This is a genomic window from Pseudomonas sp. (assembly GCF_030690725.1).
GTDB lineage: Bacteria > Pseudomonadota > Gammaproteobacteria > Pseudomonadales > Pseudomonadaceae > Aquipseudomonas.
Genome location: NZ_JAUYGD010000011.1, coordinates 37,909 through 63,658 on the forward strand (window position 1 = coordinate 37,909; position 25,750 = coordinate 63,658).

Below are 25,750 nucleotides of genomic sequence, written 5' to 3' on the forward strand. Positions count from 1 at the left end.
TATCTGCTGGCCGTGACGAACGAACAGCAGATCGCCGCTGGCACCGACCAGCGTACCTGCCGTACTGCGCTCCACTGCGGCCTGCCAAGCCCCATCCTGCCAACGCCAGAAACGCAGGAAGTCGTCGCCATCACGACGAATTTGCGCGGCCAAGCCTGTGCCACTAAAGAACAATTGGCGCACGCGACCACTGTCACGGCCTTCCAGCAATCCATCCAGGGTATTCAGGCGATAGCCGTCGCTGCTACGGTTTTCGACCCAGGCGAGTGCCTGTGGATGCCCTGGCAAAGCGGTAAGCCGTGCTGCGCTATAGCCCTTTTCGATGCTGTCGCGACGAGTTTCCGCTTGTAAATAAGCAAGTTTGTTCAGGCTATGGGTAGCCGTCTTCTCGTGGCCGGAACGATCACGCAAGGTCGCATCCAAACGCAACCCAGCACCATCGAAGCGGCTATTCCATACTTGCCGTACCGGGCTAAAGAGCAGCTGTGCTGGAGTAGCCGTGTCGTTGGGATCGAACAGGTCGATGCTCGAGCTATTGCTGAAGTCCAGCATGGTCACCGGAGGTGGTGCATCTACCCAAAGCTGAGTACCAGACAGCAAGGTCTGCGCTGGCTGCAGGCTCAGCGTCGCGTCTTCGTCGATGCCCTGATCGCTGCGCAGGTTGAGAATTTTCTGGGTACGCAAGGTCTGACTTTCCCACTCAGCCTGAAGGCGTACGACTAGCACCCCATCGCTGCTTACCTGCGGTACAGCCACATCCAGTTCAATATATTCGTCGTCATTGGCCGCGCGACTGAGCATGCGCGGTGCCGGGTTAGCCGGATTCTGCGGATCGCCGCCAACATCCAGATGCAACGTGGCCTGTTGCAATTGACGCAGAAGTACGCGGACGGCAATGGACTCGCCACCCTGCACGGTTTGGCCATCGTCCGGGCTGAGAATGCTCAGCTCAGGTGCACCTTTCTTAGCGTCATAAGGAAGCAGCGTGATACTCGCCGGCTGGCTGCGCAGCCCGTTGAGATCCACTGCGCGGGCGCTGATATGCAGCGGCTCGCTGGCGTCAGCAGCGACAGGTACGCGCAAACGGCTTGGATCAGCCAGCCGCTGGCAGGCTTGGATATCAGTGAATGGATCTGCTGCCTGACTATTGATACAAGCCTCGACATAGTCGATGCCATAACGATCAGAGCTGCGCAGCACGACGTCGGTGGTTTCACCGCGTGGCACGAACTCACCATCCAATGGCGCGATAATCGCCAATTGCGGTGGCGTCTGATCAGCCACCAGATCGTAATGCCCCTGAAAATACTGGTATCCGGAGCCATTCAGGCCAATGCCAGCTCGCAGTTCGGTCGTTAACGGATAAGGCGCTTGCGGGCTGCCAGGCAAGTCACGCAGACGAGGGTGCGCTTGCTCGACGCTGACCCAACCACTTTGCCGGTCGAGTATCGCGGCAACGTAGCGACCATCCTGCAGACGAATTTCAGTGCTACGAATCTGATCCAGATCACCTTCCAGCTGAAAGCGCAGCTGAGCAGAGGTACTTTCCTCAACCGGCGTTGGCTGAGTAACAAACTGCTGCAGGCGTAGGCTCGGCGCACTGACTTGTGCATCGAAACGGCGCTCACTGTTATTCGTGCCGTCGCTTGCACGCAGTAACAAGCTAAAGCCTTGGTATTCGCCGCGTAGGTCAAGGGTAAAGTCGCGGGATGAAGGAATAGCGACCCAGTCGGTCTGGTAGGTTTTGCCACCATCGGCGGATAGTCGATAGAAAAACTTCAGCTTGTCCACAGGCTGCATATTGTCTTCAGCGGCAACGCTGAAGTCATAACGGCTACCAACCTTCAATTGAGTCGCTATCGACAGAGGCTGCCCAACTGGTTTTAACACCACGCTCAGCGAGTCGGCACGCGGCGGCAAGCGGTCATCGGCTGTGTAACTACCCACATAGTTACCGCCCTGGATGGACTCACCGAAAGCACTATTACCCGCGGCGTCACGAATGCCTTTCAAGATCACTTCATAGATGGCGTTAGGCTCAAGAACTGCATCGCCGCGCAAGCGCAGTTCTATGCGATTACCCAGGCTGACCGGCGCAATAAAACGAGCACTAATGTCCTCCTTTGGTTGCGCATGGGTTTCATAATCCCTGAACACCTTGAGCACGCTGTAACTCTCGACGCTAAGCGGCGAGCTGGATTCCAGAATCAGCGGATTGAAGGCGTCCAGTGACCTGATCACACGCACCTTAGGCGGTGTGTCATCAATCACAGTCAGCCATTGTCCTGACTGGCTATCTATGCGCTCGCCGCTGGATTCGCGTACCAGGCTGATTTGGTACTGCCAACCGGCCTGACTTGGTGGTGTCACGAAGTTCAGGCCAGTATCTGTCAGGGTAAAGTCAACGCGATTGCCGGCATTGGGTTGGATGCCCTGCGCGGCCGGATACCAGTGCAGACTAAGACCTTCCGAGATCCCTTGGGCGGTGATCTGTACCGCCGTACCACCACTGTCGCTGACCTGACTATTGTTCACCTTGCTGGACAGCACGCTCTCGATAACCAGTGGCGCAGAAACTGCCAAAGCCGTCGGCAAGATTGCACGCAGCTGACCGTAGCGGGCCTGTACCGTATACAACTGCGGTTGGTCGAGCTGTAGGGAGAAGCTCAGTTGATCGCCCACAGCGTTGACCTGGAATTGCTCAGGGTTCAACACTCGTTCGCCAACCTGTAGCTCATCGATAAGCTGCAACTGACGGCCGCGCAACACATAGGTGCGCATCTCCCCAGCAAGACTGCGGTTGGGTTGCAAGGCATCGAGGCGTACCAATGCAGCCCCGAAGAAATCAGCCCCATCTACTAGCCACGGCAAGTCGAAATTCACCTCCGCCCCTTGCAGCCAGTTAAGGGGCGGTTGGGCAATGGCCAGGCGATACAATCCTGCAGGTTCGAACACCGGATGCTGGGGAACCACACGCAACTCAGCGCCCAAAGCTTGGGAATTACTGGCAATTTCGGACCCGGAAAGCTCAGTCAAAACGGCGCTAGCCGACTGCCAAGCATAAGCGGGACCGGTCAGACCAAATGCCAGCGTTTCATCGGCGGCCGCCAAAACCCCGGGCTTCATCGCCCAGGTATTGTTCATCGGCAAGGCAGCGTTGGAATAGCTGGCGCCAACACGCCACTCCAGCAGATTGCCGTTCAACTCCAGTTGGTCGACCTTATTTCCTACAGGGATGCTAGCTATTAGTCGGCGAGCCAACGTCTGCGGCTTGCTCATGTCGAGATCAAATATCTGCATCTCGCTGCCCGAATGCCAAGCCAGCAATTCACCCTGCACCGCTATTTTGCTAATAGTCGAGAATGGCAGGGCGAGGTCGCCGAGCAGTGGTTCGCCACGGCCACGCAACAACGCGGCGCGCTGGAGTATCTGTAATGTATCGCCGCCCTGCAGGTACACACGGCTGCCATCCAACCAAAGGCGCTGAACCGCAGATAGCCCATGATTGTGGCGACTAATCACCTGCTCAGGAGCACGTGCGCTACGCACCTCCAGATAATCCTTGTACAGCAGATAGATTGCGCGACTATCCAGCGCCACCCCTACCAGATTGGCTGGAGTTTCCAGGGTCAATTCCTGCAATTCGGGACCCTGTACCTGGCCAACGAATACTCGCTCTGCGGCCTTGGTTAATAACAAGTCACCGCCCAGGCTTAGGCTCTGATAATCGATCTTGCGGCTATTGGGCAGCGGCGCGAGCGCGCGAGGGGCATAGAGGTTGCTCAGGTCATAGACCTGCAACTGAGCGTTTTTGTCGAGCAGCGCAGCATACCCTTCACCCAAAGCGATATCGCGGATGTCGAATGCGCTTGTCCACTTAGCCAAAAATTGCGGCTTGTTGCTGTCCCGCAGACTGAATAGCTGCACATCTCGCGCACTTGCGGTCATCAATAGATCGGCGTACCGACGGAAATGGTTGGCCCCAGTGAGCTGTTGCTGCCCCGGCAATTCGATGCGCATGCTGCTGTCGCGTGCGGTATCGCTGGCGAACCCTTGGTTACTGACCTCTATGCGCAACGTGCCCAGGGTGTCATCCGGCACCACGAAGCTAAGAAGGTCGGCACGCTCCAAACGCACATCTGCAAGCAAACGCTCATTCACCCGTATCTGAGTCGCTTCGCCAAAGCCACGGCCTTGCAGGCCGATGAACTCGCCGGCGTTGAAGGTAAAGCGCTTATTGCTGGAAGACAGTGCTCCATTAAGGCGATTGTATTCGCCCGACTTGTCGATTTGTGGATCTGCCACATAGGTCATCGCCGCAGCTTGGAAGCTCTCCTGCCCGCCTTGACGCAGGCGCAGGCCGACCAGCAAGTTACCGTTTGGCGACGCAGCCAAACCAGGGATACGGAAGCGTAACTCGTACTCGTCGCGGTAAAGGATATCGCTGGCCGGGACGCGCAAGCCTCCCACTTCGATGATCAGGTTCTCTCCGAAACCACGGCCGCGCAGGGTAGCCTCGCTGCCACCGCGCCAACTGGACTGCCGCGGGCTCAAACTGTCGAGTTCGAGCTTGGCTTCGCTATCGGCGATAAAACGGAAACGGTAGTCATGGCCCAGCGTGCGCTTCTGTTGGTCGCGCAAGCCACCCGCCAACACCACTTCATATTGCTTACCGGGGGTTAGCGCATTCGGACGGATCACCAGGCGGCCTACACCTACCTGTGCGACCTGGCTTGGGATTGCCACTCCGTCGAGGCGCAGCTGGATCAGTTCGCTTCCGTGGTCGCGCAACTGTTGATTGTCCAGCAGGCGGTTGAACTGCACTTCAATCGCCCCATCGCGCGGCAAGCGACCGGAAGGACGAGGACTCTGGGAAAGAACTGCCAAATTCTGATAGGCCAAGGTGTTCAAGCTACCACCCAGCTGGTTGCCTGCGCTGAGGCTCTCCAGCGGATTTTCGGTCGGCTCGCCGTTGACGAAAACGAAGGAGCTACCGGCATAAAGAGCCTGGCTACCGAGCGACAGACTGGTCACATTGCCCAAGACGCTGAAGTAGTCACGCAGCGCGATGTTCTCGCGCACCTGGCCGTTGAGCCAAGGCGAAATGTCGAACAATTGCACGTCACCCTGGCCGCCCGCTACATACAGCGTTTGCCCGGCAAGCTGCAATTGGCCCGCAAACAGATCGCCACTGCTAACCAAATAGGCCAGCTTCAGATCGGCCACCGGGCTGGCACTGGTATCACTGTCGATACCGAACAATTGCACGGTGGCGCTGCTACCGCTGGAGACCAGCAGTTGTTCCGGCAGCACCAGTATGTCTTCCGGCACGAAGGAGTTACCGGCCACGTCACGGGTATTTACCCGACGCTGCACTCGGTATTCACCGCTGGAAAGTTCTATTTCAACCAGTTGCCGTTGCTGCGGCAACGTTATCCACAAGCTTGAGCCGGCGAGGCGCAGACGACTCGGCACGCCGCCCAAACGCGTGATATCGAGCAAACCAAGATCGATTAGTTTCAGCTCTGAGGTCAAACGATAGAGGCGGATACCCTGTTGGTAAGCTACATAAATAAGCCCATCGCCGCTGGCCAAGGCATTGATGTCGGCGGGCATGTCCAGCTCGGTGATGCGCTCAGGCTCTGCCGGCAGGGTCAGATCGAACTGCAGTAACTTGCGCCCACCGGCAATGAATAACTGCTGCTCGGTAATGGTCATATCGACGAAGCCACGGGGCGACAGTCCGTTCTGCGCCTCGTAGTGGTAATACTTCTCGGTATCGAGGAACTGCTTGGTGACTATAACTGGGTGAACCGGATCGGTAATGTCAGCGACTATCAGTCGTGCGTCCTTGCTGGTGATACGCGACACACGCCCCTGCAGGTCGACCTTGTCGAAACTGCCGCCGGTAATCACATAAAGCAATTGCGATTCGGCATTATCCAAGCGGGTGATTGCAGAAATAGGGCTAGCCACTTCTGATGGCAGGTTGACCGAGCCTGTAGGTACACCAGTGTAGAAATACTCCACCGGCGCTTCACTTTGCTCACCAGGGAACAGTTGACTGGTAACCGTAACCTTGGCTTTACCGAAGCTACCCGCAGGCGCGCGCACCTCGATACGGTTACTGCTAAGCACTTTAAGGTCACCCGCCAAAGCACCGGCGAATCGCACTTGCATATAGTGGTTGAAACCACGGCCATACAGCGTGATCAGGTTGCCGCCCTGAGGCGGACCGGTTTTTGGCTGTAGATCGTCGATCTCGATTTGCGGCAGGATCGTCATGGCGCCCTGGCGGATATAGGCCAAGTTCTGATCAAGACGCTCGACCTTGACCGGCAAGGTCGCGCTAATACCATTCAACTGGAGGTCGGGTACTTGCACGCGCACTTCTGTGTCGCTGACGCTCACCAGCTGTGCGGGCTGCAGGCGAGTTTCGCCGATCCATACGGCTATTTGTTCAGGCGCGATGCCAAAGCCGGTACCGCGGATCAGCGCTTGCTCACCACCCGCAGCATGGAAATAGTGCAAACCGGCCACACCCTCGGCTTCGCGCTGTACCTGGCTAATCTGCGGGCGCACACCTGTACGGCGCTCTAGTTGCAGCAAGAACGCTTTACGCAAGGTATGCCCTTGCAAATCCATCAACCCCTGGCTGACTTCAATATGCAGTTCGCCTTGATAGTCACCCTTGAAACGTAACTCGATAAAACCGCCACGCAGAGTATTGCTACCCGCCATCTCGTAGGCGGAAGCATCCAGCGGCTGGCCTTGGCCATCAAGCACACGGACAGCTTGGGCCAAGTGCGTGGCGTCGCTGTTGATCAGGTTATTGAAGGCAATCTTTACCACCTCATTGAGGCCAATAACCGCACCAGTACCTGGAGTAGAAGAGGTCACTGCGAGATGCGGCTGGATATTGATTTCAACACCCGTGCCATTGCCCTGCATGATCTGGCCGCCCATACCCAACAGTTCACCGCTGCTGGTCTGGTTCTGCCAGTAAATGGTTTCGTATTCACCTTGCGCATCGACTTCTAGCAGCAGGTAGCGATTGCCAGTCCCGACGCTGATCAGCCCTTGCTGAACCTGCATGGTCGGCAGGCTGAGAGCTGCGCTTACGGAATCGGTAGTGACGGTGCCGCGCTCGATTGCCTGGACGCGGTAGTCGAGCTGCTCGCCAAACTCCTTAAACGTGGCCAAATACAGCTGCTTATTGCGCAGGAAAAGCACATATAGCTCGCCGTTCAGCCACTGCAGATCCACAGGCGCACCCAACAGATCCGCACGCAGGCTGCCATCAAATGGGATGCTTGGCAGTGGCGCCTGGGCGCCCAACTCATTTCGACCCAGTGGCAGGAATCGCACATAACCTGTACCCAGGTCATTTGCCGCTGCTACAGCCAAGGTACGGCGCTGCAGCTCCACCGCCACATCGAGCGCGCGATGATTCGGCAGGGACAGCGTGGAAACCAGCAAAGGACGGTTGAGGTCGTTGATATCGACCACACTGATACCGCTGCGGTCGTTGGCCAGATAGACCACCTTATCCAACACTTCCAGGCCCAACACCGGCGCGTCCAGGCGCAGTTGCGACAGACGGATCGGCCGCTCCCACAAACCGATATCGTAGATCTCCAGACCTGCGGTCATCAGGAAGCGGTTGCCCAAGTGCGCGGCAGCACCCGCCTTCACACCGATGAATAGCAGATCCTCGACGGCCTGAGCAGCACCGATTTGCATCGGTGGATAATTGGGCAATACCACGCCGAGGCCTTTGGGCAGGGTGTAAGAAAGCGCGCCGACCTTGATCTCGCGGGTGGTTGCGCCACTTGGGATACGCAGGAAGATGTCGTAGATGTCCGGATCGATCACGCCCGGCAGGGTGAAGCTGAAAACCTTCTGAGTCTGCACATCGTCTTGCAGATCTATAGTGGTTACACCCGGCGCTTCAACCAGAGGATTGCGGCCCGTATAAATCTCGGTCGTACTGTGGCGCGCACGCAATACCACGCGGCTACCCGGCAGCAAGGCTTCATGACTGGCGCTGATGGTGACTTTCTGGCCACCCTGCTTGCTCGCCGAGTCCGGCGAAATAGTGAACTTGACCTGCTCCAGCGACTGCTCGGAACCAACCACCAAGGCACCGAGATAGTCGTCGCGCAGTCCACCATCGTCCAGACGCAGGTGCCATTGTCCGGGCGTCAGCGGTAACAAATCGAGAGCGTGAGCGGCGATTTCCAGGCGTTCGGCATTAACCCACTGAAGCTGAATCGGATACTGGTTGATATAGCCTTGCACCGATTGCGAGAATCCACTGCCGTGAATCACCACAGTGTCCTGGGCTCCTCGATGGAAGCTGGCGTTCTCCAGATAGTTGATACGCGGTTGACTGGCTCCTGCTGGCGCCACGCGGAAATCGACCTGGAACGGTGCCCACAGGCCGCTGCCACGCAGGTTGCGTGCGCTGTCCAGGCGCAGGCGCAATTGAGCGCCCGGTATCGGCGTGAAGCGCAAAGCGACACGACTGGCCGACTGACCATCGCCGTTCAACGCTTCGATGCTGGGCACAGACAGAGGTTGTTCGGCGTTGCCTAGATCAAGCAGTTGCACAGCCCCCTGGGCACGCAGCGATTCCAAAGTTACAGGCTCATTGAAGGTCAGCTCCAACGCCTGTTCACCGGCTGGCACAATCCCCCCCTGCTTGGCCGAGGAGTCCAGAACCAATGCGCCTGGCAACTCCAGCAGAGTAAGACCCTGAGTACCGGAACCAGCCACCAGGCGGTTCTTAAACAGATCCAGGGCCTCAATGCGCTCTTGGTTACCCGCCGAGATCACCCGTGGCTGCAAAGGCTCACGGATATCCAGCACCACCACGCCGCTCTCTGCAGCGACGAACAACAGGCTGCCGGCCAAACGCAGGCGCACACCACGACCAGGGGCTGCCTGCAACTGATTACCAAGATCGACACGTACGCGCTCTAAGGGCTGATCACGATTGATGATCTCCAGACCACGGCTGCCTAGTGCGACCAGCATATAACGGCCATAGACCAGCGCATCCTGCGGGTTGGCCTCGAAATCAAAGTTGCGCTGTTGGCTCGGGTCGAACAGGTTGAGGGTCTGGATGCTACCAGTCGCGGCATCCGTCGCTTTGACCAAGGACTCACTCCAGCCTGGGCACTTGACCCAGGCGGCGCTGCGGATATTACCGCCACTCAGCAGCCAGCCATCTTCCAGGCGCAACAGAGCACCACCATTTAGACCAGCAGGCGCGGAGAGACGTAATGGATCTTCACCATCCTGATAATTCAGCGCCATCAAGCCGGTACCGCTGGACGGGCCGGTCTTGAACGCACAAGTCGTGCTGTCTGGCGGCAAGGCGTCGACCGAGGCACCTGCGGCGAACAAACCAGCGCCCTGCTTGATTAGACGACTGACCGGGCTGGCCAGCTTTTCTTCATGAATCACCTGCAGGCCGTTCTGTTCATCCAGATTCAAACGCGCAACGCCGCCAACACCGCTGGCCACATAGAGACGTTTACGCCAGGTGTTTTCTTCCCACTCCAAAGTCGGCGCAATCTGCAGCGAGTCGATGCCAATCGAGAAATCTTGCGCGGCTTGGCGAGTAAGAATTTCCTGCTCTTCCGGCGTCGGCTCCAACGAGCCACTGGACATAAAGGCTCTGGCCAGGCGCTCGTTAATCGCCATAGCCTGAATCTTAAGGTTCAAGCGCTGCGCGTCGCTCGGCAGAGCCGGTGAGCCACCAACCAACTGCGGCTGGCTAGGATTCTGTACCGAGAAGGCGGCAGCCCGATAGTTCTCTGGTAACCAGCCACCACTAGGCAGTTTCTGCGTGCCATAACCCTCGACCATATGGCCGCCGTTGGTAAGCGCCACACCGGTCTGCTGGTCAATCCACAGGTCGCTCGGGAATATCAACGAAGGATGCAGCTGGGACAATTTGCGCAGGCCGTAACCGAAGCTCTTATCGCCATTCAGACGCGCTTGATTGCCATAACGATCCTCACCCAGCACTTCGACTTTACCCGGTGCGCCACGCGGTGATGTCACCCGCATACGAGTGCTGGACAGTACATCGATACGCCCGACCGGTAGGCCACCGAAGCGCACCTTAAGGCCATCCATAACACTGTTACCCGGCTCGAAACCATCGCCCGTGATAGTCACGATAGCGTCGCCGGCAGCAGGCCCCCACAGCGGCGTCAGCTGGTCGAAGCGAATAGGCGCATCCACCAGCAGAGCACCTTCCAGTACGGCCTGTTGCATTACACCGTCACGCACCGCCGCCAGCGTCAGGTTGTACTGACCTGCGCGCGGCAGGGCCGGTACGCTAACCTCAAGAATGGCCGGCGCAGTGTCACTCTCGCGAGAGACACCTACTATTTGGGCGGCCTGATCGCCAATATATACATGAACCTGGGCGAGGCTGGCGGGCAGGCCGCGCGCACTCACGGTGATCAGGCTGGCCTGGTCACGGGCCACACGACGAGGCACCACGGCTTCAAGCGAAAGCACCTCGTCACGGGCCCCGCGGTAAGTCAGATTAACCCGCTGATCCTGCATCAGCGTATGCAGCACTAGCGGACTCTTTCCAGGCATCGGCTTGACCGAGGCCAAACCAGCCTTGACCAGCAGAGTCAGGCGGTCACCAATCCGCAACTGGTCGGCACTAGCATTTGCCAAAGTCAGCTTGGCGTCATTGCTGGTGATTGCCACATTGGCCGTCAGCGTCTCGCCCTGTGGGCCGAGCAGCAGGAACTGTTGCTCATTAGTCAGATACTGATCGATTGCCTTGCTGAAACGCGCAATGACTTGCAGGCTGCCATCCGGCTGACGATCAAGAATACCGTTACGTGGGTCAACCATGTGCAAGCGTAGAAGAACGTCCGGCACCACTTGCACAATACTACCGTTGGCTTCCACACCGCCGGCGAGTGCCGAGTAGGCATCCGCGACCACGCTTTCCACGCTGCCGCCAGCAGGAGCCTCCATGCTGCGGCCCGGTTGTGGGCGTAGTGGGTCGGTAACATCGATGGTCAGCACACCCTTGCTGCCCCGAGCGACATAAAGCGTGTTGCCGTTGAAGTCGAGATCGTAGACATAACCAATGTCGTTTACCCGCGCCACCACTTGCGGCTTCGCTGGATTCAGCAAGTCGACTACGGCAATGCCGCCGCTGCCTGCGGCCACATAAGCGTAGCGCCCTTGCAAGGAAACACGGGTGCCTGGCAGATCCAACTGCGCCAAACGCTGTAGGCCCTGGGCTTTGTCCTGCTTGAATACATAGAAACCACCACTGCCATTGGCTTCCTGAGTGAGCAAGATATTGGTTTTAAAGTTGAACGCACCGCCCACGCCGATCAGCAGGTCGGCATCACCCAGCGTTGCGTTCTGGGTTGCGATGTCGAGCAGAGGCAGCTTGGACTCGGTCGCCAAACTCTCGACCAGATAGGTTTTGTTTGGCAAGAAGGCATCGACAATACCTACGCCCTCTTCACCCATAGCTAGCAGTACTCGGGCATTGCGTACACGCAGACCACGTACGACTTTGCTCGGCAGTTCCAGCGCGCTCAATAAGGTGGTACGAGCCGGATCCAGTTGATCGAATGCGACGGTGAACAGGCGAGACTCGATGGCATTGCCGCTGCTATCCAAGCGGACGCCGGTGATATAGGCACGATCACTGCCACGCTCGAAATAGGGTTCTACGCCTACGGCGATAAAGCCGCCTGGCAGGGATATTTTCGACACAACACGGTCATCACGGCCGTCGCGATTGCGGTCGAGCAAACGCAACATATCGTCTGGATTTAAACCGTTGTCGCCAGCATTGACCGCATACACCAAGACCCCTGCTTCACCTTGAGCGGCGAACAGATAGCTGCCGGACGGATCAAGCGCCAGATCATAAATTCGGCCCTTGTCGCGAATCAGTGCCTGGGGCGGCTGTTGATAGGTAAAGGCCTTGAGCAAAGTGCCCAGCTGCCCAGTGCCTGTAAGTTTGACCACTACATCAACGGTACCGAGAGAAGCGGCAGGGCTGATCACTTCCAGGGTTTCAGCATCGAGTACTTTATATTGAGTCGCTTCGAAATCACCGAACAGGACGCTCATGGCGCCAGGATCGCTGCGGAAACCCTGACCTTTTATCAATACACGGGTGCCGCCATTAAACGAACCTTGCGCAGGTGTCAGGGAACGCACCAGCAGCGGCTCGACAAACTGCACAGCACCAACTTTGGAAGCCTTGCTACCGTTACCGCTGATTACTTGCAGACTCGCAGGACCAGGCAGGCTGTTCGGCGCCTGGACGCTATAGCGAGTGCGGCCATCGAGTAGGGTCTCACGCAGCTCCCCGGTGGCAATCTGACCGGATAAGCTGAACTGCGGTTGACCGGTACTGCCGGAGAGAACGACTTCCAGCTCGCCACCGCCGATATCCAGAGAGCCAGGGGCAACACGCTCAATAGCGATCTGCGGTCCCGCAGCCAAACCGGTGCGGAAGCGAATGCTGTGCTCCATGAGTCCACGAGTACGGCGGCTGGCCAGATCACCCTTGAGAAGGATGCGATAACCGCTGGTTGCGGCCAACGGTTGTTCGGGCTGCAAGCGCAACACGCGCTGGTCGGCACTTCGCTCGATAACGAAGGCGACGTTTTCCGGCTGCTGTCCGGCTTGCGCGTCGCGCTGCAGACTCAGATAAGTACGCAGCTGGGCATCGTTGAGCTTATTCAAGGAGCGGGTAAAGCGCAGCTCCAGCGGACTGTCCAACGGCACGCCGTCACTTTGGTCACGCGGCGAGCTGCTGACCAGTTCAAGGGTCAGCAGGTCAATCAACCCCAAATGGGATATGGATTCAGGGTAATTTGTCTTCGCTGCGAAGATGGCAATTCCCTGGTCAGCGACAACCAACGGGTAGCTGCGGCTGGATTTCGTCAGTAGACCGTTTGGTACCCCCAGGCAGCGATATGGCAGCACCAAGGCATCGAGCAGACTGATATTGTCGGGACGACTGAAGTCGTAGAAACCTAAATAGTCTTGCGGCGCTTTCTCGCATTCCGCACCGACCTCTGCAGCACCATGAGTCAAATTAACGCCGGTGGTGGCCAAGGTGTGAATCCCTTTACTCTGCCCCGGTACGCTAAAGCCTCCCGACTGATAACGGCCCACTTCGCGGATATAGGCTGGCCGGCTGGCGTCATAAAGCTTCAGATCATTCCCGTTAGCAAAGCGGCCGCCATCGGCACTCAGCGCTGTCAGCCCTGCCACATCGCTATCACCGACCTGCGGCAGAGAAGGCTTGCTGAGGTCGAAAATCACTCGACGAGCACCGTTGACAACATGCAGCGTATCGCCGATCACAGCGATGTCCTGCACGTCACTCAGCGTTTGGGAGCGCCCACCGAGGGTCGCATGGGTAATCCGCCGCACCACGCTGGGTCGCATGGGGTCGGCGATGCTGACCACCGCAATTCCTTCCTTGCGGCTGGCAACCAGCACCAGGCCCTGATGCACCAGAATCTTCTCCACCACCTCGTTAAACGGTAACGGCAGGCTATAGCGGATACCGCGATCCTTACCCGGTGGTTGTTCTGTCAGATCGTCGGGATCGCGTATCTCGCGGTCATAAACCAACAGCAGGCTACGACCTTCATAGTCAGTATCGATAAACGGGAAGCTATAGCCCCGCGCAGCCACATACAGCTGCTTGTCGCCCAGTGCCATCGCACTAGGCTGCACATCCTGCGGCAAGTTGTAGTAACCCAAGCCGTGGCGTGGCGCAGCCTGGTCGACCTGTGCGGGATCGTACTTGACCAGGCTGATCCAGCCAGGCGCATAGTAATGCTGCAACTCTTCCAAGGTGGTCAGTTTATCCGGCCGTACTACGCCCTCTCCGAGTTCACCGCGGCCAAGCACGTAAACCATTCGCAGATCGCTATCCACCGCCAGATCGACGATATGGCCTGGCGGCAACTTCAGCGGATCGGGTACGTAATCCGTGAGCTGTCCTCTTTCCAACTTGCTCAGGCGAGCATCGATCTCCTTGCGCGTCATAGCCGGTTCGCTTTCCAGGCCGCGATCCAGTTGCAGACGGCCATAGAACAACGCGTTGCGCTGCACATAGCGACGACCGAGCTCATCACTCAATTCGATATCGATAAAGCCGCGGTAACCGCCACCCTCATCGTCGCGCAGGTCTGGCACCAGCCAGCTCATGCGCTCAGCGCTGTATAAACGCAGATCGGCCGAGCCAACCTTGAAGCTCCGCACCGTCTCTGGTTCACCGCTCTTATAGGCGGTGAGCGTCATGCCAGCGTGAAAACCCTTGCCGACCAACGCCACACGGTCGTTCTGGCCACTCTGGGCTACGCGGACCACCGCAGGAGTCAGGTGAGAAATCGACAATTCGTCGACAAAGACAAAACCGCCCAGAACAGTATCGGAAAGACCGCTCTGGTTATGGACACTGACAGTCGCCGGGCCGGGATAGTTAGGCACCGTCTTGGCGTAGAGACTAACGATACCGGTCTCGGCATCTACAGTACGAATCTCGATAACCAGCGGCTCGCCGCCCACCATCAGGCGCAACTGGTCACTGAAATTCCGACCTCGGACAACGATCTCGGTGCCGCCACGCACGTCCCCGACATTGACACATGAGTTGCGCTCGCGACTCTCGCGGGTACAGATGCTCTCGATATCCGGGTACAACGCATCTGCCGGCGCAGTGCTGAAGTTGAATACGTAGTCGGCAGCCATCGGCTGACCGGTAACCGCGGCCAAGCCTTGCTTGATCCGTACGTAATAGCGCTGGCGAGCTTGCAGACTCTGGCCTTCCTTGCGAGTCAGCTGGATACGCCGCTTAGTGGTGTCGCTACCCCGACTGGCGAAGGCCAAGTCGAACAATCCGGTCACGTCACTGCCGATCTGCGCATCACCCTCCAATACTTGGACATAGTCGCCCAGCACAGTGGATTCCGGCAGCACTGCCGATAGTTCGATAAGGATTGCCGGCAACTGCGTGCTGACATCGTTCTCGCCAACCTGAGGCGTGTGTTGCAACACGGTCAAGGCCGGAAGGTCTATACGGCCAATACCACCTTTGCCAGCGGCGACCTGGATGCCTCCACGCGCCAAGGTCACGCCACGAACCCCGAAATTGTCCGACTTGGCGTTACGCTGAATCATGACCGGAACGCTGGCATCCAATCCGCTCTCACCGACACGAGCCAAGTCGATGATCTGCACCAAACTCTGCGATGGCCTGTCTTCCTGGTCGGATAACAGTTGGGTGACATAGGCCAGGTTGCCGGAAAGGTGCACGTCATACAGACCGTCGGAGGCCAGATCCGGGCGATGCGGTTCGATTTCCACCACCTGCACCAAGCGCGGTTGGTCAGGCTCGCCGATATCGATGCGCGACAAGCGCGCGCTATCGCCGGCACCGGCCATGTCGCTCACAAAGAGCTGATCGCCAACCAAGTGCAAGCGGTTGGCGATGCCCAGGGTATCGACACGCGCGACTATCGGCATGGCCGGCGTGCTCAGGTCGGCAACCACCACGCCCTCTTCCGAAGCGGCAATATAGGCATAGTGGCCACGCACCTTGACGTCGCGAGTGAAGCCATTCGGTTTGATGTAGCCAACATGGTAGGGCGCGGTCATATTGGTGATATCGATCACCTGTACGCCACCGTTGCCATTCGCCACCAGCGCCAGATTGCCGCTGCGAGTCAGACCGTAAACATCGGGGTAGGGCATATCGACCCTGCCCATCATCAGATAAGGCAGGCCGAATTGGCCGTCGCCATTCTTTTGGCCGAACAGCAGCAACTCGCCAGCGTTGTTATCCAGATAGAGCGCGCCAGTGCCTTCGCTTGGCCTGTCGCCACCAAGCCAATCCTTGCGAATTTCACCAGTGAAACTGGAGATAAACTGACAAGCTCCACCCGCGGCAGCACCCTGACAGTCGCCACCAATAACACCGGATTTACCCGCCAGAACGATATTCTCATCGGATACCAGTTCGCCGATGCTACCGCTGAACATCTCGGCGGCACCGTTAAGCAGCGGTGAATAGGCGAAGAAGTCACCACTTTGATTGCTCTGGGTTTCATCCACAGCATCCATGATAAAGATGCCAGTGCGAGCCGGGGCATTGGCTTTGAGCATCTCGTCCTTGCCAAGCAAGCCGAGACCTTGCTCGATGCGCAACGGATCAACACTGGACCAAGCGGCCAGCATCGCGCCACTGCGATCCAATGCGCGGTACTGATCGACTGCGGTGTAATGCACCTGCTTCGCGACCTGCTGGGCATTTAGAGCCGGCATGATGAAACGCCGCTCGCTGAGCGACCAGCCAACCTCGTGGTAGGTATCGCGCGTCACGGTGTGGTTCGGTGTAACCACCGTGGTCAGTACGTGCAGACGCTCGTTGCGTAAACCAGTACGGCGTAGAACATCACCCTGACTAAAGTCGGCCCAATAAATAAAATAGTGCTTGTCTGGTTGGCTGACCGGCGTTTTATCGCCAGGGGCCCGAGTGTCATCGCGGAATAGCTTCAGCGGATATTCGTCGGCGACTTTCCACTCGCCGCTTTCTGTCTGGTACTGACGCTGCCAGAGCATGCTGACATCCTGGATAGCGCCACCCATATCTTCAATAGAGACCACTGCGCGCAGACTCTCGCTCATGGTCAGCACGTCTTTATCAATCGGATAGAGCACGCTCAAGCGCGGAACAATGGTGTCCTCCAGGCGACCGATACGGACGATCTGCGACTCACCAGCCTGGCCGAGCTGATCATAGGCGATGGCTTGCACGGTGAAGCCTTGCACACCAGCAGGCGCTGCAATCAGTGCCCGGTAGACGTGGTCCTGCGCATGACTGCCCGTCTGCTGACCGTAACTCTGTTGGCTGCTGTAGACCGGAACGCCATTGACGTAGAAGGTGACACGGTCAATGCCTTCAGGGCCAAGGTCGTCGAATGCTTCGACAAAGACCTCAACGTCCTCGCCATCTATTACCACGCTGTTGTCATTATCCGGTTTGACGATCCGTGCTTGCGGTGGTTGGTCGGCTTTGATCGTCAAAGCACGGGGCAAATCGACCATGGCAGACTCGTAACCGTCCAGATCCCGGGCCTTGGCGCGGAAACGCAGAACCTGATCAACACGGCCATTCGGTACCTTGAAATGAAACTGGTAGGGCGCGGCGGAATCTTCGCCGAGCGGCTGGTAGGCAGGAGTCGCGTCTGCTGGGCCGATGGAATAGAAAAGCGAAGCGCTGTCTACGCCGACTTCCGGGTCGCTGGCCTGCACCTGGATGACCACTCCACGACCTTCGGTCAGCTCGCTCACCTCGCCCATGGCAAACCCGCGGGCGTCGAGCAACTTGATCGCGTTGACCTCAGGAACCTGGTTACGCAGCAGGGTTACTACTATTTGTTCGCGGGTCTCGTTGCCGCTGGCATCGCGAGCAATGATCTGTAGCTGCATCGGCAGCGCATCGGGCAGTTTGTCCGTGCGGCCCAGGTAACCGGCAATAGTGTCCAAGGGCAGGCTGCCGATAAACGGTGCGCTGAGCATCAGACGGTCGACGACACGTTCGTTGTCGGCATATATACCGTCGCCGTCGCGATCCACATAAAGACCGAGGCTGACCGAACCTACGCGTACGTTGTCACTTACTTCCAGCTGATATGGCAAATCACGCTTTTCGGCCACGCTGGCACCAGTGGCCACCGGCAGCTTAACCACCATCTCAGGCGCTTTGTCGTCCTTGAATACACGTACCCGCACAGGCTGAACCGTAGATACGCTACGTGCTTGACCGTTGGCACGGCGCTCAAGGGTGCTCGCAGTCAAATGCAGATCAGTACCAGCCTGCCCGTAAGGAATCTCCAGAAGGAACTCATACGGGAAAACCATATCTGTGAAACTGCGATCACCGCCCTTCAAGCCGGCAACATTGAGCACAACACGATCAATACCGACATCATCGACAGCGTTGACTTGCACCAGCATCAACTGGCCTTCGTCTATCTCGCTGTTGTTCTTGGGTGTACCAATGGCAACGCTGGGAGCCTGATCCTGCACAATCTCAACATCGAACTGTTCTTCGGCACGGTGAGCATCCAAGTCATCATGGGCGACACCATAGGTGTCCACGGCTTCGACACTGACATGCACACGATTCGCTTGGGGGTTTGCGGGATCAAATTCTGGTACTGGTACAGAGAAATTGTAGGGTGCCGAGCGCAAGCGCATTTCATAGGGCGCTTGGCCATTGCCATAGGTGGCACGCAAGTGAAGGTATTCGATACCGACGTCGTCGAATGCTTTGACGTTCACATAAAGCGGGTTGCCTTCCACCACTTTGGCACCCGGTACCGGCTCAATCACATCCAGCACCGGACGCTCGTCGACTCGTACCGGATAGCTCACTTCACGCGCTTGGCTATTGGCGGCGTCGAACGCCTCGACCCGTACCCAGACATCTACCCTGCTTATCTCATCGTGGGTAAGTCCGAAGCCTGCAAGAATCTGGTGCAGCCGATCGACATGCAGTATCTGGGTGTATTCCGGCGTGTCGATATTGAGCGTAGTGACAGGCTCGTAGTCGTCCGAGGGAATACCTTTAATGTCGCGCAACAGGGAGAAGTCCTGCTTCACGTACTGACCGTCGCGCTTGAGCACACCATAGGCGCGCGACAGCATGATGCGGCTGACCTTGACGTTATCGTAGCCCTGTACCGTCAGACTGAAGTCACTGTCCTCAATGGCGCCAAAACCAATTGCAGGGCGCTTGATGATGGCTTCCGGCTTGATAGTGTCGGCGGCGACATTGATCTCTCGATCAAACAGTCCAACTGCGCCATCCGAATCCGTTATCTGCGCCGTCAACTTGAGCTTTTCGTTATGGCGAATCAGACCGGCGGGTACTTCCAGCACAAAAGTGCTTTGCAACGCGTAGGGGCTATTTTTGCGACCAAAATCGTCCGCCAAAGTGGCGTCGTAATTGGCCTGCATGCTGTCGTGAATGCTGGCAAAAGCAGCATCGACCGCCTGAACACCGCCCGCAGCTTCATTGGCACTGCTGGAGAGCACTGGCAATGGCACGCCATTAGCAAACACCTTGAGACGGGATGGCGTCAGCAGACGATCATCCGCCGCCACCAAGCCGACTCGGATGCGGAAAGTGCCTGCCGCTATGTCCTGATCTTCAGCCGGCGCAGTAATACGTACTTCCGGCACCATATTGACCAGAGGGTGGATCAACAGCGTGCGCTGACTAACATGGCCATAAGTGTCGGTCAGCTCGACCCGGTACTCAGTCGGTTCCGTTTGGTCGAATAGAATCTCAGCCTTATCAGATGCCTGCAACGGCGGGGCATTTGGACAGTTGACCGCAAACGAGCGGCTATAGACCACTGCCGCAACGCTGCCATCACGCTTCAAACGCAGTACGCGGTAAGAGGCCAAACCAGCGTCGTCGCGCAACTCGGTATCCAGACGGAACTGCTCTTGGGTGCGGACCCAGAACTCGCCATAATTCAGACGAGACGGCTCACGCAGGTTTTTTTTGTAAGTGCCATTAACCCAATAGGTGTTGAAGCCGGTCATTTCCAACGAGGGTTTTTCATTGGCCTGCAATGGGTACAGCATGCTGTGTTCGCTGCTGCGACCGCTCCAATCTTCGGCAATCAGGGTCAACTCCAGATCACCGCTATCCAACGCCTTAGGTACCCGGTAAGGCAACTGCCAGGTGCGCTTACCAAAACTGACGCCCAAGTCATGTACCGTACGACTGCGGTTTTCCAGCAGGCGTAAGCTCTTCAAGGCGCGACTGTCGTCATCGAACTCGACCTTCAGGTCGAGTTGCTGCATCGGAATTGCCACAGTGCCAAGCATAGGGGAAAGAATCTTCGAAGTTGGCGTTTGCTCGTCAATGCTCAGCGTTTGTTGCAACAGGGGTTGCAGTACCTGCGCGCCACGAGCTGCAGACCTACGGTCGACCGCGTGACCAATCAAAGTGACACTGCCACTTTGCACTTCAGCCGGTATCGGCATGAAAACGTTATGGCGCTGATTGATGCTGACGGCAGTTCCGCTGCTGGCAACCTGCAAAAACGCTGTCTGGGCGGCGTCGCCTATGCCATCCTGCACCAGCAGACTAAGTGCATTGCGACCGGGCATGCGCGCGCCGCTGGCACTAGACAGCTCAGCCGCTCGGCCTTCCTGGAGGCTGAACTGTAGCTCGCGAACAAAACCAGGGGCGCCGCCAAGAGGGCGTAGTATCAGGCGAGTGACATCGTCATTGATCAGCGCTTTGAGATCCAACGTGCCGCCAACCGCTTGCACTTCACGTATCTCAGGGCGAGCATGGCAAAGGCTGCGCGAGTAGCTTTCCACCGACCAGACGCTAGCCTGATCGCCGACCTTCAGGCTGATCGGTGCCTGGGACTCCTCCCCGCCCTCGAACTGTAGCCGATTGTCCTGCACCCTAATGAAGGGCTTACCGTTGAGCAGTAGCTCGCCCTGCCAACCCTGGGCCTCTGGGTAAGCAAAATCAATTGTCGGGTGGTTACGCGTAGTCTGGCTGTCATGGCGATTCTTGCCAAACAACTCGCGAGCGCCACCCAAATCACGCAACGAGCTAATCAGCAGGAGGTGCCCAATAGCATCTCCAGGCGCGTTGGTGCTGTAATCGTCCTGCACATTCAAACTGCCGCGCAAAGGCTGACCACGCTTCTGGCTCTCAGCCGGCAGGCTGTCGCGCCATGCAAGCGTAGGCGCCTGATCGCGCTGAATCAGAAGACGCCGGGTCTCCTGGCTTTCGTTACCGAGGAGATCCTTGGCCTTGACCACCAGCGTCAGTGCCACTGGCTCATTTCCAGGTTGGTAACGCTGGATATCGAGAGAAACCGTACCGATCTGGGGAATAGATACCTGAGCGGCTTTAAGATCAGTCGCGCTGGCCAACACTTCGTCGCGCCCCTGGTCGTCGAGCAGACGCACTTCATAGGAAGCAACCTCAGTCTCATCCTGCAGACTGGCCTTCAGCTCGACCGTCTGGAACTCGAACAGGCGCTCACCCGGAGACTGAATGGTAATGCGCGGCCCTTGCTCATCAGCCACCACCTTCACATTGATGGGTGTCGAGCGGACTTCATTGATCCCACGATCAAGTGCGCGAACAACAAACTGCAGTGTGCGGCCTGCATAGCGACGGCTCAACTCTGCTGGTAAACGCAAACGAGCATCGAAGTCCGCGTAAAATCTCTGCCCGGAGACAATAGCGCCCAAGGTACCGGGATTAGGGATTTTTATGGTTTCCACTCGATCCTTGCGGCTGAAAACCTCCCAGTTCAACGAATGCTCTTCGCCGGTTTCTGGGTCAATCATCAGTGCATTGATACTGTCGATGAACTGATTGTCGCCCGCACTGCCTTGCACATCGAAACTCTTGCCCGGCTCCAGGCTGAAATCGGCTATCGGCTTGTTCATCTGCAAGAGCGGCGGCTCTGTGTCGTCGATGATTTCGATATCAAACATCGCTTCACTGCTTTGCCCGGCGCTGTCAACGGCACGCACGCCCATAGCGGTGGAGTCGTTCAGCTTGTTCGGCACACGCAACGAAGCGCTGACGTATCCACCCAACGCACTAACCAGCGCGCTGCCTGTGACAGTCTTGAGCACCTGGGTCTGGCCGTCTTGCCGCAGGAAGAACTCGACTTTAGTCAGCTGGCGATCATCTTGAGCAAGAACCTGCGCATTGAACGCCTCGCCTTCGTAGAGTCGCGCTCCAGGTGCTGGCGTACGCACGCTCAGTACTGGTGGAAGATCCCGCTCTATAGGGAAGCGCCAGAGCGTAGGCTCCGCATCGTTTCCATACTGATCCTGGCCACGTAGCTCAACCACCAACTCATCGCCCTGCTCAGGGATAGAGACCTGGAAGGAACCTTCGAAACTGGCCATATCAATGCTGGTGTTGTTATACAGCGTCTGCGCTCCGCTCAAGGCTCGCAGGGAAACCAGCTTGGTATCGTCCACGCCGCGCACACGAAACTGCACTTGGTTGCCTGCATATAGCGGCACACCCTGAACCGGCGAAATCACGGCCAGACGAGGACCAAGGGTGTCGGCCATAACCTGCAAGGCCAACTCTTTGGCATCACCACGCTGACCACCGTCATCCACCGCCGCCACTCGCAAACGCAAATTGCGGTTCTGGTTACCCAGGGCGAGCGGCTTCAGATCAATAGTCAGCCGATTAACCGTCTCGGGCCCAGGTGTAAGGCCTGCGGACTGATCAATGAGCGCCTCCCACACTGGGGTACTTCCGTTTTCTAGCCACAAGCTAGCTTCAAGAGCGTGCACCGCAAGGTCATCACGGGCCACCACATCGACCAGCAAGCTGTCCTGGCTGTAAAAACGACTTTGTGCGGGACTCAGAGCGCGCACCTCAGGCTTGCTGTCGTCGCGAATACCAATCAACACCCGTAGTTCGGAATCGTTGCCGGTGCCGTCGGTCGCCACCGCACGAATGGGATAACGGTCGTAACGCACACCATCGAGGTGCTTGAAAGTTGGAGCAGCCACCACCTTGAGAGTGGAGAAAGCTTTGAGTGCACCAGGAATCGACTGCACCACCAGGTCGCCGTCGATGCTGCTCAGGCGATCCTCAGGATCGCCGGTAAGGACGTACCCGATACCGTCCCGCTTCGCCACTCCGTAGAGTTCCAGGCGTTCAACGCCGACATTGTCGTAACCAGTGAGTTTGAGAACGAATGTGCTGTTTTCTACCACTGGAGCTAGATCTACGCCGGCATCACTGACATTGATGCTCGGTGAAGCCAGGTTGATAACCGGGTCTTCCTCGTCCTTACCCAGAGTGACGTTAACCACAGGGCTACGGGTCAACTGGCCGTCAGTGTCGATGGCCTCGGCATGAATGGTGAGCGGCGCTTCTTTTTCGACGCCGCTCGGCGTCTTGTACACCACCGTAAAGGGTGCACGCTGATCGGTACCCACCAGCTTACCGTTTACATAGAAATCGACCTGGCGCATGCCCAAATCGTCGGTGGCATTAGCCCGCAACTCGACAGGCTGTCCCGAAACCAGGTGGCTGCCCTCGACCGGATGACTAAGAGCTACGGTAGGAGATTGATCCCCTTTCACCGGCAACAAAAGACGCTCTGACTCGTTTACCTGCTGGTGCTGGTCCACCACCCGACCACGCAGCTCTAGAGTACGTCCCAGCCACTCGCTCTTGATCGGCAGTTGGAAGGTGTGGCGGGCGCTACGAATCCCCAAAGCGTTGCCGTCGTAGTTTTTCACGTGATGACGGAAGGACTGCACCTCCTCGCCATTCACCAATAAGAAGATGTCGGTACCGCCATCCAAGGTGTCGTCGCTCGCCTCGATGGTGACTGCAACGGTCTGACCCACTGTTGCCAAACTGCCAACTGCAGGTTGGGTAATTCGCGCGATGGGCTTCTGGTTCTCCAGCACCCGCAGCAGACGGGCCGGAGCGTCGACGACTCCGCCATTACGAGCATGCACACGCGCAGAAAGAGCGATGCTGGTCTCACGCACGGCGATATCCGGCGCCTTCAGGTCGACCTGCCAGAGCTCCATCAATTGCTTTTGGTCCGGGTCGCGCGGTAGTGGCCGCTGCTCCAAAATAGGAAATAGCGTTTCGCCCACCTTGCGGCCATCGAGAAAGTACTCGACCTGACTGATGCCGCTTTGGTACTCGACATTGGGCAGCACACCCAAGTTGGCACTGACCACAGCCCTGAACCGGCTATTCTCGATCACACGCTGGGCATCTATGGGCGATTCAAGATCGAAGTCTGGAACCTTTGGATTGCTTTTGGCCACAACCCTCACAGGCCGCTCGGCTGTACTCTGACTCTTACCGGTTTCGTCGAAAGCAACTGCCCGCAGCCGCAAGGTACGACCTTCCAACTCCTGCTCAATGGGTAGCGTTAAGGCATATGGAGGTGTGAGACGACGGCCAACCAGCGTGTCATCCAACCAAAACTCAACACTTTTAACAGCAACGTCATCCGTAGCCGAAGCAGCCAACTCCAGCACCGCACCGACGGCGACGGTCGGCTCTACTTGCAATTCAACCGATGGGGGGGCGTCTAGCGCGGCGAGCAATAGCTCTGCGCCAATTTCTGGATAGCGCTGTAGGCGCACGCTAACCTTCAACGGACTCTGCTCAGGCACTTGGGCACGAGCTAACAATGCACGCTGATCATTGCGCTCAAGTATGCCTTCACTGCCAGGTGGTAGCTGCATCTCAACTATCAGGCTGTCCGCTAGCGGCGCCTCGCTACCATCATCAAACACTGCCAGCAATTGCGGCAATGGCTGAAAACTATTGAGCCTTGGCAGAATCAATGGCTGATCTGCAACCTGTCCCTCGTAGCGCAAGGCGGTCAATCGGCGGTTGAAATCGACCGTTACAGGCAGACTAATCTCATCGAGCCCCGGATAGCTCAGATAAACGAGAACCGCCTCGCCGGCGGTTTCTTGCAACGGATACACGATACCGTCGGCACTGACCCAGACCTTTTCCGGATTTGATGAGCGGTAACTAATCCCATGCCCCATACCTGCAAGCGGCGTTGCACCGCGAAACTCGAAATCAACCTCCGGCACCAACCGCGCCGATTGCAATGCATCACTAAATAACAATTTACCGGGGCTAACGCTGAGCGAGCGCGCCGCCTCATCAATGCTGTCGCCGGTGAAGCGAATATCCGAGTAACTACGTTGGTTGCCAGATGCATCCACGGCAGTCGCCTGCACCATTACCAATGCGTTGCGGGCAACCTCATCGGCGGATAAAGCGGGTTCAATCTGCTGACGCACACTGAACCTAGTTTGCTCATCGCTGCTCGGAAATACGCGCAGGGCTTCGGGCATCCGTAAAAACGCCTTGCTTTCAGCTTCGCTAACTACTCCGCCAGCAGCCCGCAGATCTGAGGCACGTAAACCTGTGAAGGACAGGCTTAGGTAACTGAGATCAATATTGTCTTGCGCATCGAAACTGCCAACCAAGTACTGCTTACCGTCGTTGATCTCTATCGCTAACTGAGCCAACTGAAGCTGAGGTGGCTGCCGCTCATACTGAAAAACTTCGCTGTATGCCGCTTTACTGCCGTCAGCAAAAACGAGATTCACAGCAGGCTGCAGAGCATTACTGCCGTCGAGGCGAAAGTTGAAAGCACAACCAATGGACGAGCTTTGGCTGCGAACGGAGTCGACTGGCTGAAAACGCTGCCCAGAAGCGACAACAGTTACGTCTACTAACTCACGACAATCATCAACCGCCAACGTGTAGTCGACGGCATTGCCGGAGCTACCAAGAGGAGATGCAGTGCGAATATCGAACTGAGGGGAAGCAAATGCAGCCGGCATGGCCAGCGCGAGAAGCACCGCCAGGGCACAGCGAAACCTAAGACAGCGGCTTCCTTGCTGCATTCGCGTAATAGTTCCATTAATTTTGCGCATGTAGACTGAGCCCACTGATAGACTCAACCCCGAGTGGCACAATGCTATACATCAGCAATAGGCATTTCAAGCGGGCATTAGCTTTCAAAAATGAATAAGCCGAAAAAATCGTGACCCAGGTCAAAAATGCAGGAACGGGAACCCTTCCTTGCAACCGACTCTTTGCAGCTCGACTTCGAACCAGCAACAATAT

At 57.4% G+C, this 25,750-nt stretch carries 1 protein-coding gene (cut by a window edge); it reads right to left on the reverse strand.

The features are described from left to right. A protein-coding gene (locus Q8O69_RS02345; RefSeq protein WP_305589300.1) for an Ig-like domain-containing protein crosses the window boundary here: on the reverse strand, window positions 1-24,969 show its 5' portion. Its footprint begins 17,340 nt before the window's first position; only the first 24,969 of its 42,309 coding nucleotides appear in the window; the start codon lies at window positions 24,967-24,969; its stop codon lies beyond the left edge, outside the window. Window positions 24,970-25,750: the final 781 nt, after the last annotated feature.